Origin of the sequence: Leucobacter chromiiresistens (genome assembly GCF_001477055.1) — a bacterium.
Lineage (GTDB): Bacteria > Actinomycetota > Actinomycetes > Actinomycetales > Microbacteriaceae > Leucobacter > Leucobacter chromiiresistens_A.
On sequence record NZ_LDRK01000011.1, the window covers coordinates 20,624 to 32,752 of the forward strand.

10 protein-coding genes and 1 tRNA gene are annotated in these 12,129 nt (G+C 71.8%); 3 read left to right on the forward strand and 8 right to left on the reverse strand.

Annotation, left to right across the window (positions count from 1 at the left end; translation table 11 throughout):
• Window positions 1-39: 39 nt before the first annotated feature.
• Window positions 40-1,410 (reverse strand): cytochrome P450, encoded by a 1,371-nt coding sequence (locus tag NS354_RS02270; protein WP_058592993.1) that lies wholly within the window; start codon window positions 1,408-1,410, stop codon window positions 40-42.
• Between the two features lie 127 nt (window positions 1,411-1,537).
• On the opposite strand from NS354_RS02270, the gene NS354_RS02275 reads away from it, so the two are divergent.
• On the forward strand, window positions 1,538-2,407 hold the full coding sequence (locus NS354_RS02275) for a M23 family metallopeptidase (RefSeq protein WP_058592994.1): 870 nt from the start codon (window positions 1,538-1,540) through the stop codon (window positions 2,405-2,407).
• 80 nt (window positions 2,408-2,487) lie between these two features.
• A complete protein-coding gene (locus NS354_RS02280; RefSeq protein ID WP_058592995.1) occupies window positions 2,488-3,474 on the forward strand; it encodes a DUF4031 domain-containing protein in 987 nt (328 codons plus the stop codon).
• Window positions 3,475-3,585: 111 nt separating this feature from the next.
• Here NS354_RS02280 and NS354_RS02285 read toward each other — a convergent pair.
• The 6 genes from NS354_RS02285 to NS354_RS02305 form a co-directional block, all read right to left on the reverse strand.
• Window positions 3,586-3,660 (reverse strand) — tRNA-Gln (locus NS354_RS02285).
• 139 nt (window positions 3,661-3,799) lie between these two features.
• Window positions 3,800-5,167 carry a diaminopimelate decarboxylase gene (gene lysA, locus NS354_RS02290; protein ID WP_082677854.1) on the reverse strand — a complete coding sequence of 456 codons (1,368 nt, stop codon included), beginning with the start codon at window positions 5,165-5,167 and terminating at the stop codon, window positions 3,800-3,802.
• An 84-nt stretch (window positions 5,168-5,251) separates the two neighbouring features.
• Window positions 5,252-5,431 carry a hypothetical protein gene (locus NS354_RS13290; RefSeq protein ID WP_153002085.1) on the reverse strand — a complete coding sequence of 60 codons (180 nt, stop codon included), beginning with the start codon at window positions 5,429-5,431 and terminating at the stop codon, window positions 5,252-5,254.
• Window positions 5,428-5,907, reverse strand: coding sequence for a hypothetical protein (locus NS354_RS02295; RefSeq protein WP_153002086.1), 480 nt, complete (start codon window positions 5,905-5,907; stop codon window positions 5,428-5,430). Before NS354_RS02295 ends, NS354_RS13290 begins: the two co-directional genes overlap by 4 nt.
• Window positions 5,908-6,005: 98 nt before the next feature.
• Window positions 6,006-7,526 carry an APC family permease gene (locus NS354_RS02300; protein WP_058592997.1) on the reverse strand — a complete coding sequence of 507 codons (1,521 nt, stop codon included), beginning with the start codon at window positions 7,524-7,526 and terminating at the stop codon, window positions 6,006-6,008.
• Window positions 7,527-7,691: 165 nt separating this feature from the next.
• Window positions 7,692-9,242, reverse strand: coding sequence for an aminotransferase class I/II-fold pyridoxal phosphate-dependent enzyme (locus NS354_RS02305; protein ID WP_058592998.1), 1,551 nt, complete (start codon window positions 9,240-9,242; stop codon window positions 7,692-7,694).
• A 121-nt stretch (window positions 9,243-9,363) separates the two neighbouring features.
• Between NS354_RS02305 and NS354_RS02310 the strand changes: the two genes are divergently transcribed.
• Window positions 9,364-10,296 (forward strand): LysR family transcriptional regulator, encoded by a 933-nt coding sequence (locus NS354_RS02310; RefSeq protein ID WP_058592999.1) that lies wholly within the window; start codon window positions 9,364-9,366, stop codon window positions 10,294-10,296.
• 41 nt (window positions 10,297-10,337) lie between these two features.
• Here the strand turns inward: NS354_RS02310 and NS354_RS02315 are convergent, their stop codons facing one another.
• Entirely contained in the window at window positions 10,338-12,068 is a 1,731-nt protein-coding gene (locus NS354_RS02315) for an alkaline phosphatase (RefSeq protein WP_058593000.1), read from the reverse strand.
• Window positions 12,069-12,129: the final 61 nt, after the last annotated feature.

Sequence of the window (12,129 nt, forward strand, 5' to 3'; positions counted from 1 at the left end):
TCGCTCGCACGGCTCCCGCACCCCGATGCCGCGCATCGCTCAGTGGAACGGGCACTTCGCCGGGGCCGCACCCGCCGCCGCGGGGCGCACTACGCCCCCCGAGGCGGGCTTCGTCGGCAGGCGGCGCCGGTTCACCTCGAGCCCCGTGCCGAGGATGCGCACCCGCGGGTCGCTGAGCGCGGCAGCGGCTGCCGAGAGCCCTGCGATCGCGAGCTTCTCGCCGGGGCACCGGTGGCCGGTCTCCACCCGAGCCCCGCCGTGGGGGATGAACGTCTCGATCGCCTCGTAGTCGTCGACGCCGAGGAACCGGGAGGGGTCGAACTCGCCCGCGCGCTCCCACGACCGGTCGTCGGTGTTCGTGCCGAGAATGTCGAGCACCACCCGTCCGCCCTGCGGCACCGTCGCCCCGTCCACCTCGATGTCTTCGGTAGCCCACCCGGGCAGCACGGGGACGAAGGGCGCGGTGCGCCGGATCTCCTGCGCGAAGGCGACCGCGACGGGATCGTCGACGAGCACGCCGCCCCGCTCCTCCACCGACGCCGAGATGCGGTCGCGCCACTCGGGCCGGTCGTGGAGCTCCTTCGCGGCGAACGCTACGAAGCGCGCGACGGCGACCATGGGGCGGATGCAGTTCTGCAGCTCGATCCCCGCCAGGTTCGCGGGGAGCAGTTCGTCGCCCTCGTCGCGGTGCCACGCCCAGGCGCGCAGCGCCGATCCCTCGGGCGCGTCGAGCTCGCCGGCCCGCACGGCCTCGATGAGCTTGCGGGCGTGACGATCGGACCAGGCGCGGTTCGCGGCCGCGAGCGGAAAGCTCGGCGAGTACGGCGCCCCGAACCCGTCCACGATCTGAGCCATGCGCGCCGACCACCGCGTCAGCGCGTCGTCCGTGCCGGGCAGCCCCGCCCAGTGCATGATCGCGCGGCCGAGCGCTCCGGCCGCCGCGTCGTAGGCGGATCGTCTGCCGCCCGCGATCCACTCGTCGAGCTCCGCGCGCCACTCGCGCTCGAGGAGCGGCTTCAGCGCTTCGACGGCCGCATCCTCGTAGGCCACGTCGACGAACGTCGCCTTGCGATGCCGGTGCTCGGCGCCGTCGAGGCTGTGCACCGAGCCGTGGCCGAAGAGTGTCTCCTGGATGAAGGCGGGCATCGCCCCGTGCCGCGCGATCCGATCGTTGTCGTAGAAGGTCGCCACGCCCTCCGCGCCGCGCACGAGGAGGGCCTGCCGCCCGAGCAGGCGCATGGGCACCGCGCGGGCACCGGTCCGCGCGCGATCCCAGATCGCTGCGCCGAAGCCGTAGCCGCGGGTCATGAGCGTCGGCGCGTCGTCGTGCAGCAGCTTCGCGACCCCGATGCGCGACGTGCGCGCCGAGCGTGAGAGCGTGTCGGTGAGAACGGAGAATGCAGTCGCCATGCCCTCCACTGTCGCAGCGCTCCCGCTGGGAGACCAGGGGGCGGCGGCCCGGGAGCCGGTGTGCTAGGCGGGGTTCGGCGCCGCGTGCATCGTTGCGTGTGCGCGCCCGGTGCCGTAGCGTCGCGGTATGGGCGCGCTGCGGAGGTTCGCGTTCGCGTGCTACCGGGCCCGGATCGTGTACATCGTCGCCTGCATCGCCCTCCGACCGCTGCTCGGGTGGGCGCTCCCGGATCCGCTGGGTGCGGTCGCCGCCCGCGCGGCCATCGCGGCGCCGCCGCTGCTCCTCATCGGCTATCTGCTCGTCGTGCTCGGCCCGCGCTTCATTCCGCGTCGCGCGCCGGTGACGGTGACATCTCCGGTCACCGGCCGGTGGCGCGCACTGAACAGCCCGGCGTCTCGGGTGCCGAGTCACGGCGTGCGCATCTTCGGCCAATCGCATGCCATCGACCTCGTCGCTGAGCCCGCCGACCCGGAGCAGGGCGTGCGGCCCGAGTTCGGCAGCGGGGCGGCCATGCGCCCGAACGCCGATTACCCCGCCTTCGGCGCGCCCGTGCGGGCCATGCTGTCGGGCACGGTCGTGCGCGCTTCCGACTGGCGACGCGATCACCGGGCCCGCTCGACCCGCGCCGCGCTCGCCTACCTGATGATCGAGGGCGAGCTGCGCTTGCTCGGCGGGCCCGGTCCCGTCGTCGGCAACCACGTCGTCATCCGCGACGCGAACGGCGTGTGCGCACTCGTCGCCCACCTGCAGCGCGGCTCGGTCGTCGTCGACGTGGGCGACACAGTGCGCGCCGGGGAGATGATCGGGCGATGCGGCAACTCGGGCAACAGCAGCGAGCCGCACGTGCACGCCCAGCTCATGGACCGCGCCTCGCCCGCGTTCGCGATCGGCGTTCCCATGCGGTTCGCCGGCGTCCTCCTCGACGAGGCGGAGGAGCCCGCCGATCTGCTGCCGAAGAACGATCACCGCATGACGGTGCCGGTTCGACGCGCCTGATCAGCGTGCGCCGCCCGTGCGGCGCCGCGGTTCGGCCCGGCCGGGGCGCCGGCCCCGGCCGCGCGCAGTACGCTGAACCCATGGCGATCCTCATCGACCCGCCGGCCTGGCCCGCGCACGGCACGCTGTGGAGCCACCTCGTCTCCGACACGAGCGCCGATGAGCTGCACGCCTTCGCCCGGCTGATGGGATTTCCGCGGCGCAGCTTCGATCTCGACCACTACGACGTCTCGGCCGCGAACTACGATCGCGCCGTCGCACTCGGCGCCCAGCCCGTCGCCGGCCGCGAGGTGGTGCGCCGGCTGCAGCTGGCCGGGCTGCGCGTGCGCCAGGTGGATCGCGAGCGGGTCACTCCCCTGCGGCGACGGCAGTACCTCGCCGAGCAGTGGACGGCGCTCGGCGTTTCGCTCGGGGTCGGAACGGGAGCTGGCAGCACCCCTCCCGAAGGCACCGACGCCGCTCGCGGGCGGGCCTGGCGCGAGCTGGGCGACGAGCTGATCGCGCGCTGGAACGAGCCGCACCGCAGCTACCACGACGAGCGGCACCTCGAAGACGTGCTGCTCGCGCTCGATCACCTGGAGTCGCGCGGTGAGCGCATCGCTCCCCCGACGCTGCTCGCGGCCTGGTTCCACGATGCGGTCTACGCGGGGTCGGCCGGAGATGACGAACGGGCCTCGGCGGCCCTCGCGGTCGCCGCGCTCATCCGCCTGGGGTGCGATCGCGAGCTGATCGACGCGGTGGAGGCGAGCATCATCGCGACGACGCCGGGGCTCGCGCCGGCGGACCCCGGCCCGGCGCTCGCGCACCTGCTCGACGCGGACCTCTGGATCTTCGCGTCGAGCCCGTCGCGTTACGCGGAGTACGCGGCGGCGGTGCGGCGGGAGTACGCGCACGTGCCCGCTGCGGACTTCGCCGCTGCGCGCACGGGCATTCTCGCGGGGTATCTCGATCGCCCGGCGCTCTACGTCACCGAGGCGGCCCGGCATCTCTGGGAGCGGCGGGCGCGCGCCAACGTCTCGGCCGAGATCGAGCGGCTGCGGGAGTGGGCTCGAGACGCGCCGAGGTAGCCAGGGGTATCGAGACGTGCGGCCCGACACCGCGGTCTCGCTCGTCCGCTCTCGCCCGATGCGTGCGAGCCGGGCACGAGAAAACCCCCGGGCGAATGCCGGGGGTTTCAGTGGCTGGGATACCAGGACTCGAACCTAGAATGACGGTACCAGAAACCGTAGTGTTGCCAATTACACCATATCCCAAAGCGGAAATCCGCTGCTCCGAGGAGCGCGGCACCGAGAGATCACTCTACCCCGGATTCGCCCCGAACTCAAAACGAGGCGGCGACGCGGGCAGCCCGCGCGCGTCGCCGCCTCGATCCGAGCGCGTGCGCTCCGCGCGCTACCGCTCGAGCGCGGGCGCGTGCAGTGCCAGCAGCTCCTCGTAGGTCTCGCGCCGGGCCACCAGCCGCGCCTCGCCGTCGCGCACGAAGACGATCGCCGGCTTCAGCGCACCGTTGTAGTTGTTCGCGAGCGTGTACCCGTAGGCGCCGGTCGTGGCGACCACCGCGAGGTCGCCCACGCGCGCCTCGGGCAGGGGCGCGCGATCGACGAGCAGGTCGCCCGACTCGCACTGGCGCCCGACGAGCTGAGCGGTCTCCGTCCACGGATCGAGTGCACGATTGCCGAGCAGGGCCTCGAACCGCTGGCCGGTGAGCGCGGCGTCCATCTGGTCGGCGAGCCCGCCGTCGACCGCCACGAACGTGCGCCCCGTGCGCTTCACCGTGGTGACGCGGTAGAGCGTCACGCCGGCCCGCGCGACGATGGCGCGCCCGGGTTCGATCATGATGCGCGCACCGGCGGGCAGATGCTCCCGCGCGGCCGCGACAATCGTGTCGAGGTACTCGTCGACACTCGGGGCGACCTCATCGTAGGTGTACTTGACGCCGAGGCCCCCGCCCACGTCGTAGACGTCGAACTCACCCGCGGTCGAGATCTTCGACACCGCCTCGCCGAACTGCGCGACGTCGAGGATCTGCGAGCCGATGTGCAGGTGCACGCCCTCGAACTCGAGCAGGGGGTGGGCGCGCATGCGCTCGATCGCGGCGATGGCCTGATCCATGGGGAGCCCGAACTTCGAGTCGCTGCCGCCGGTGGCCTGCGACGCGTGCGTCTTCGCCTCGACGCCGGGGATCACGCGCAGGAGGAGCTTCTGCGGCTGCGTGAGCAGCCGCTCCAGACGGTCGAGCTCGTCGGTGTTGTCGACGATGATCGTGTCGACGCCCGCCTCGATCGCCATGCGGAGCTCGGCATCGGTCTTCGCGTTGCCGTGGAAGTGGAGCTTCTCGGGCGACACCCCCGCGGCGAGGGCGAGCTGCAGCTCGCCGCCGCCCGCGATGTCGACCGAGAGCCCCTCCTCGGCCGCGATGCGGTACATGCCCACGGCCGGGAACGACTTCGAGGCGAAGAGCACCTCCGATGCGGGCCAGCGCGCGCTGAGACCGTCGATGAATCGGCGGATCTGGCGGCGGAGCCCCGCCTCGTCGTACACGTAGAGCGGGGTGCCGTACTGCTCGGCGAGTTCGGTCACCGGTACGCCGCCCAGGTGCAGCACACCGGCGTCATCGACCGCCGACTCCTCGGGCAGGATCGACCAGAGCTCGCCGAGCCGGCTGCGGGCCGGGCTCGGCTGGGAGAGCTCGGGGCGCCCTGCGGCGCGGCCGTTCGGGGCTGCGTGGGTCTGGGACGAGTGTGCGGGTGCTGCGGGCATGGGTACTCCAAATTCTGGTCGCGATGCGACCGATGGGGCGCCGGGGCGCCTCGGAAGGGTGTGATGGGCGACGCGCTGAGGGCGCTACACGTACCCCGTCCAGGCCCGCACCCGATCGACCGGGGGCGACGCCGCGTGTCCGCGCTTCGCGATGCGCATCCGCTCCCCCTCCATACGATCCATCTTGGTGGGCGCCCCGCACCGGGTCAACCGAGCCCGCCACCCGCCGCCGCGCGGCGCGCGTGCGCCGTCGACGGGCGTCATTGCAGCTCCGCAGCGTCGATCACGCGCACGCCGCCGTCGTGCAGCAGCAGCTGCGCGCGCAGCGGGGAGCTGCTGTCGGCGCCCATCTCCCGGACCGCCCCGTCGAGGCCGCGCGCCCAGCGCAGGTCCTCGGCGTCGAGGCCCGCGCTCCCCCGCCGCTCCCACATGAACAAGAACTCGTGGGCACCGACGAGGTCGCACGCCATGCGCGCGCGCTCGGCCATCGCCCGCACGAAGGTCACGGGGCCGAGGTCGTCGGTGTCGAGGACGTCGTCGGGCGCGAGCGGATGGTCGTCCATGGGCATGATCGGGTCGGTGAGGCGATGCCCGTGGTCGAGGAACAGGAGCCACACCTGTCTCAGTTCGGCGTGGGAGAACACCCGGGTCAGCTGGTCGGCGAGCGCGTCATCGGTATCGAGGGGCCGCGCGGGGTCGATGTCGGAGGCGGGCATGAGGTTCGGTTCGAGTCGTGTCATGCAACTCAGCTTGCGCTGCACGGCGTCGGGCCGGCGGGCGCGAACGGCTTTCTGTGGAAAGATCTCGCGGCCGCCGGTCCGACACGGGCTGTGAGCGATTACCTGCGAGTGGTCTCGCGATCCTCGGCCTCATCGAGGTCGCCGCCGTCGTACAGCTCTCCCTCCGATGAGCCGACCCGGTAGCGGCCCGGACCCACGAGCACGATCATGCCCGTATCGATGCGATGCCCGAGCACCGAGTTCCTGCGGCCGGTGAAGAAGTACCAGACGAGCACGAGCACGGTCCAGAGCGCGAAGACGATGATGGTGATGGGACGCAGATCCTTGATGATCCAGAGGCAGCCGATGATCGAGAGGATCGGGATCACCGGGTAGAGCGGCACCCTGAACTTCCGCTCCAGATCGGGCTCGCGGTGGCGCAGCACCATGACCGCCACCGAGACGACGGTGAACGCGGCGAGCGTGCCGATCGACGTCATCTCGGCCAGGAAGTTGATGGGCAGCACGCCGGCCAGGATCGCGACGATGATCGAGACGATGATGGTGTTGGCGATCGGCGTGCCCGTGCGCGGGTTCACCCGGCTGAAGATCTTCGGGGCCATGCCGTCGCGCGACATGGTGAAGAGGATGCGCGTCTGGCCGTAGAGCACGACGAGCGTCACGCTGAAGATCGAGATCACTGCGCCCGCGGCGACGATGGTGCCGGGCCAGGAGGCGCCCACGATGTTCTCGAGAATGGCGGAGAGGCCGGCGCTCTGGCCCTCGAACTCCTCCGGAGCCTGCGCGCCGAGGCCGGTCACCGCGACGAGCACGTACACGGTGGTCACGACGACCAGGGCGCCCATCAGCGCGATCGGCAGGTTGCGGCGCGGGTTCTTCGCCTCGTCGCCCGCGGTGGCGACGGCGTCGAGCCCGACGAAGGAGAAGAAGATGATGCCGGCGCCCGTCATGATGCCGCCGAGGCCGAACGGTGCGAAGTTCGCGAAGTGGTCGACGTTCCAGCCGGTGATGCCGACGGCCACGAAGAAGAGCAGCACGGCGATCTTGATGACGACCATCACGGTGTTCGTGACGACGGAATGCGAGGTGCCGCGGATGAGCAGCAGGCAGCAGAGCCCGATGAGGATCACCGCGGGCAGGTTGATGATGCCGCCGTTCTCCGGCGCGTCCAGCAGTTCGTGCGGGAACTCGAACCCGAAGAGGTTCTTCACGAGCTGGTTGACGTACTGCGACCAGCCGACCGCGACCGCGGCGGTCGACACGCCGTACTCGAGCAGCAGACACGCGGCGACGCCCATCGCGGGCAGCTCGCCGAGCGTGCTGTAGGCGTACGAGTACGAGGATCCGGAGACCGGCACCGAGCTCGCCAGCTCGGCGTAGCACAGCACGGAGAGGCCGGCGACGAGCCCGGCGATGATGAACGACCAGATGACCGCGGGGCCGGCGATCGGCACCGCCTCGGAGAGGATGAAGAAGATGCCCGTGCCGATCGTGCCGCCGACGCCGATCATCATGAGCGGGAAGAGCCCGATGCTGCGCTTGAGCTGACTGCCGCGTTCACCCCCGTCGCGTGGAACGGGCTGTACTCGGAAGAGCTGCTGCCGCAGAGAGCTTGCCATACGTGTCTTCTCCAGACTTCGTTGTCGCAGGGCCGAAGGCCCGGTCATTCGTCCCTCGGCGCTCGCGCAGCGAGGGTTCCTGGTCTTCCAGGAGATGCTCGGATCTCGAGCAATCCGCGGCGGTGGGCCGCGAAGTCGAAGCGGCGCCGTCGCAGGCGCCGCGGGTCAGCCGCCGGCCAGAACCCGGAAGCGATCCACCCCCGGGTCGATCGCGCCGCGCACGTAGCCGGTCGGAGAAGCCGCGACCGCCTGCAGAAAGGCTACCGCGTCTTCGGTGATCTCCTCGCCGGGCATGACGTTCGGGATGCCCGGCGGGTAGGCCGCGAGGGTGTCGGCGGAGACGCGCCCGACGGCGTCTGCGGCGCTCACCACCTCGGTCGCACCGAAGAAGCCGTCGCGCGGGCTCACGCGGTACGCGCCCGGGGCGGGCAGGGGCGGGAAGTCGTGCACGTCGCCCGTGATGCGGCGCTCGTGCCCGGCCTCCGCCGACTCCACGCTCGCGACCAGCGCGGCGTAGACGGCGTCGAAGTCGAAGGACTTGCCCGCGCCGATCACGGCCACGATGGTGGTGGCGGTCGACATCTCGAAGTACATGTCGTGGTGCTCGATCAGGTGCTGGCGCAGCCAGTGCCCGCCGACCCCGGCGCCGCTCACATCGATGGGCACGCGCAGCAGGTCGGTGTCGACGATGTCGGCGAAGCGGTCGAACGTGTCGCTCACGACTGCGAAGCGAGGATCGTCGCGCAGGATCTCGCGGAAGCGGCGGGCACCCGCGACGGAGCGGCCGATCGCCTCCTCGCCGGTCGCGAGCGCGTGCCGGGCGATGTCGAGGGATCCGCGCAGGAGCGCGCTCGTGGAGGTCGACGCGGTCATGCTGAAGGCGCGCTCGATGAGCGGCTCGAGGCGATCCGCGAACGGGCCGTCTCCCAGGTGCAGCATGGCCGACTGGGTCAGCGACCCCGCGAGCTTGTGGGTGCTCGAGATGACGACGTCGGCGCCGAGGCGCGCGGGCGACTCGGGCAGCTCGGGGTGGAAGCCGAAGTGCGGCCCCCAGGCGCCGTCGACGATGAGCGGTGCGCCGTGCGCGTGGGCGACGCGAGCGAGACCCGCGACGTCGGAGACGGAGCCGAAGTAGCTCGGCGAGATGACGTAGACGGCGTGCACCGGGTTGCCGGCCGCTGCAGCGGCGGCGAGGGCCTCGTCGAGGGCGGCGGGCGAGACGCCGTGCGCCATGCCGTGCTCGTCGTCGACGCTCGGCATGACATAGCTCGGGGTGATGCCGGCGAGCAGAATGCCGTCGCTGAAGCTCGAGTGCGCGCTGCGCTGGGCGAGGATGCGGTCTCCCAGCCCGCGTGCGGCGAGCGCGATCGTGCGGTTGGCCTGCGACGCGCCGTTGGTCAGGAACCACGTGCGCTTCGCGCCCCACGCGTCGGCGGCGAGCTCGAGCGCGCGATCGAGGGGCGTCTGCTCCTGCCCGCGGGCGAGCAGGTCCACGCCGTCCATGAGCATCGGGATGTCGAGGCGCAGCGCGCGCTCCCCGAGGAAGCCCGCGAGCCGGCCGCTGAGATCCCGCTCGGTGCCGCCGTGACCGGGCACCATGAGCTGCACCGACCCGCGGTCGGCGTAGGCCTCCAGCGCATCGGCGTAGGGCGCCGTGCTGTGGTCGAGGCGGAAGCGCGGAGCGGTCAGGGCGGAGGAGTGCAGCATGAGTGCCATCATGCTCCGGCGCCGCGTCACGGGGAATCCCCGACTCGCCTGTGGCGTCACATACGATGTATGTGGATGCCGTCGGTCACCAGACCCGGGCACCACACGCGCTCGATGACGGGAGGGCCACATGATCGACCTGCGGCAGCTGATCGCGCTCCGCGCCGTGCAGCGCGAGGGATCCGTCACGCGCGCCGGCCGCGCCCTCGGCTGGAGCCAGCCCACCGTCGACTACCACCTGCGCAACCTCGAACGCCTCATCGGGTCCCCCGTGCTCGAGCGCTCGACTCGCGGCTCGACGCCGACGCCGGTCGGGGTGCTCGTGCTCGACCGAGGCGAGGAGATCCTCACCCTGAGCGACCGCGCGCTGCGGGATGCGAGAGACCTCGCCCAGATGGGGCGGGCGAGGCTCCGGTTCGGCACCTTCCCCACCGCCGCAGCCAAACTGCTCCCCTCGATCGTGTCGCAGGTCTCCGACCTCGGCATCGAGATCGACGCCGAGCTCGAAGAGGTGGGCCCCCTCATCGCGCACCTCAACAACCGCACGCTCGACGCCGCGCTGCTCTACTCGGTGCCCGGCTACGAGGTGCCGCTGCGGCCCGACATCGCGACGACCGAGGTGCTGCGCGATCCGCTGCTGCTCGCACTCCCCGAGGGTCACCCCCTCGCCGGCCGCGCGTCCATCGACCGCGCAGCGCTCCTGTCGCTGCACGGCGAGCGCTGGCTGCTCGGCACGAGCCGCCAGGACCCGATGGACTCGGTGCTCGTCGACGCGTTCGCCGAGGCGGGGCAGCAGCTCGAAGTGGCCATCCGCACCGATGACTTCCAGGTGATGCTCGGCATGATCGCCGCGGGCATGGTCATCGGCCTGGTCGCGAAGCTCGCAGCGGGGCCCACGCACCCGGGCGTCGTGCTGCGGCCCATCGACGACCCCGCGTTCGCGCGTTCGGTACTGCTCGCCGCGCCGATCGAAGGCGGCGACGGGCCGTCGACGGCGGCGCGGCAGCTCGCCGCCGCGATCCGGAACGCGGTTGCGCGGAGCGAGCACCCGGCGGCCGGCTGACTCCGCAGCGGGGGCGCCGCTCGCACGGCGCCCCCGCGTCATCAGTCGGCCCGAGTCGTGCGGCGCGCGCGCAGAACGATCACCGCGGACCCGGCGAGGGCGACGGCGCCCGCACCGACGACGAGGGGCAGCACGCCTCCGGGCGCTCCCGTCGCGGCGAGCGAGCCCTGCCCGCCGGCCGAGCCGCCGGGGCTCGCCGCTGCGGCCGGAGCCTCGGCAACCGGCGCGGCGCCGTCGGCCCCCGCTCCGCCCGCTCCTGCGGCGGCAGCGTCCGCGCCGGGCGCAGCACCATCGGCTCCGGCGCCAGCGGCACCGCCCGCGTCCGCCCCGGATCCCGCCGAGCCGCCGCCATCGGCAGCACCGGTCGCATCCTCGACCGGCGGATCCACCGGAGCCTCGGGCGCGACCCACGCCGTATCGAGCATCCAGTTCGCCATATCGGTGTTGTCGAAGTAGTGCCCGCGCACGAGATCCAGCTTCGTGCCCAGCGCCGCGAGCTGATCGGTGCCCGCGCCCTTGAAGAAGAAGGGCACCAGCATATTGGTGTGATCCCCGCTGTTCCACGAGTGCGCCGCGAGCGCCTCCGGATCCTCGACCCCCGCGGGCACGATCGGGCTGAAGTCCCCCGGCGTCTCGCCGTACAGGTAGCCCGTCTCGTGATCGGCGGTCACCACGACCAGCGTGTCCTCCCAACTGGAGTGCGTCTCGACCCAGTCGATCACCGAGGCGACGGCGCCGTCGAAGTCCGCGACCTCCTCGAGATCGCGCTCGCTCTCGTTGCCGTGGCCCGCCCAGTCGATCGCGCCGCCCTCGACCATGAGGAAGAAGCCGTTCTCATTGTCGTCGAGCACGTTCAGCGCCCCCTGGGAGAGCGTCGCCAGGTCGGGCACATCGTTCATCGGCGCGCCGTCGGCGCGCGACTGCTGCAGCGTCGAGCCGACCTGCGCCACGCCGAACACGCGCTCCGGCGTCTCGCCGACGGCGAGCGCCTCGAAATCGGCCTTCGTCTCGATGAAGGCGCGATCCGTCTGCCCCGTCGAGACGGCGTTCCAGTCGTCCTCGGCGATGTAGCCGAAGCTCCCGGTCTCCGTGCGCTGATGATCGTCGGTGTAGAACGGGTGCCCCGCGCCGATCACGACCTCGAGATCGCCCGCGATCTGCTCGCTCGCGATCTGGTGGTAGTTGTTGCGGCTCTCGTTGTGGCTCGAGTAGGCGGCCGGCGTCGCGTGCGAGAACGGCACCGACGACACCACGCCCGCGCTCTTGCCGAGCGCCTTCGCGCGCTCGGCGACGTTCTCCACGGGCGTCCCGTTCTCGTCGACCCCGAGGCCGGCGTTGTACGTCTTCACACCGGTCGCCATGGCGGTTCCCGCCGCCGCCGAATCGGTGGGGCTGACCGTGTTCCACGCGAAGTCCGACCACGAGGCCGCCGGGTCGTACACCGGGCCGTCGACCCAGTGCGTCGACATGCCGAGGTGGTTCCACGACTGCCACCCCTCCGTCGGCGTCGTGTTCTGACCCGACGGGATCACCTTGCGGTCGCCGCCGCGCTCGACCTGCCAGTGCGTCTCACCGGTCGTCTCGGCGTTCATGAAATCGATGTGGTTGTACCCCATGCCGTCGCCGATGAGCACGATCACGTTCTTCGGAGAGACCCCTGCCTCGGTCTCCGCCGCCATCGCCGGCGAGCCGAATGCGGCACCCGTCGCGATGATCCCCAATGCCACGCCGCCGACGACGACCGGCCGCGCGAACTTCCCCAGATGCACCATGTGTCCCCTTGTTCGGAATGAAACCGCGGCCGCAGATCGGCCGCCTCTGGGAGCGTATGGG

Excerpts from the sequence above, each read along its gene's own strand:
- NS354_RS02315 (WP_058593000.1), bottom strand. The coding sequence starts at position 12,068 with ATGGTGCATCTGGGGAAGTTCGCGCGGCCGGTCGTCGTCGGCGGCGTG.
- NS354_RS13290 (WP_153002085.1), bottom strand. The coding sequence starts at position 5,431 with ATGACGCCCGTCGACGGCGCACGCGCGCCGCGCGGCGGCGGGTGGCGG.
- NS354_RS02280 (WP_058592995.1), top strand. The coding sequence starts at position 2,488 with ATGGCGATCCTCATCGACCCGCCGGCCTGGCCCGCGCACGGCACGCTG.
- NS354_RS02295 (WP_153002086.1), bottom strand. The coding sequence starts at position 5,907 with ATGACACGACTCGAACCGAACCTCATGCCCGCCTCCGACATCGACCCC.
- NS354_RS02270 (WP_058592993.1), bottom strand. The coding sequence starts at position 1,410 with ATGGCGACTGCATTCTCCGTTCTCACCGACACGCTCTCACGCTCGGCG.
- NS354_RS02310 (WP_058592999.1), top strand. The coding sequence starts at position 9,364 with ATGATCGACCTGCGGCAGCTGATCGCGCTCCGCGCCGTGCAGCGCGAG.
- NS354_RS02305 (WP_058592998.1), bottom strand. The coding sequence starts at position 9,242 with ATGGCACTCATGCTGCACTCCTCCGCCCTGACCGCTCCGCGCTTCCGC.
- NS354_RS02275 (WP_058592994.1), top strand. The coding sequence starts at position 1,538 with ATGGGCGCGCTGCGGAGGTTCGCGTTCGCGTGCTACCGGGCCCGGATC.
- lysA (WP_082677854.1), bottom strand. The coding sequence starts at position 5,167 with ATGCCCGCAGCACCCGCACACTCGTCCCAGACCCACGCAGCCCCGAAC.
- NS354_RS02300 (WP_058592997.1), bottom strand. The coding sequence starts at position 7,526 with ATGGCAAGCTCTCTGCGGCAGCAGCTCTTCCGAGTACAGCCCGTTCCA.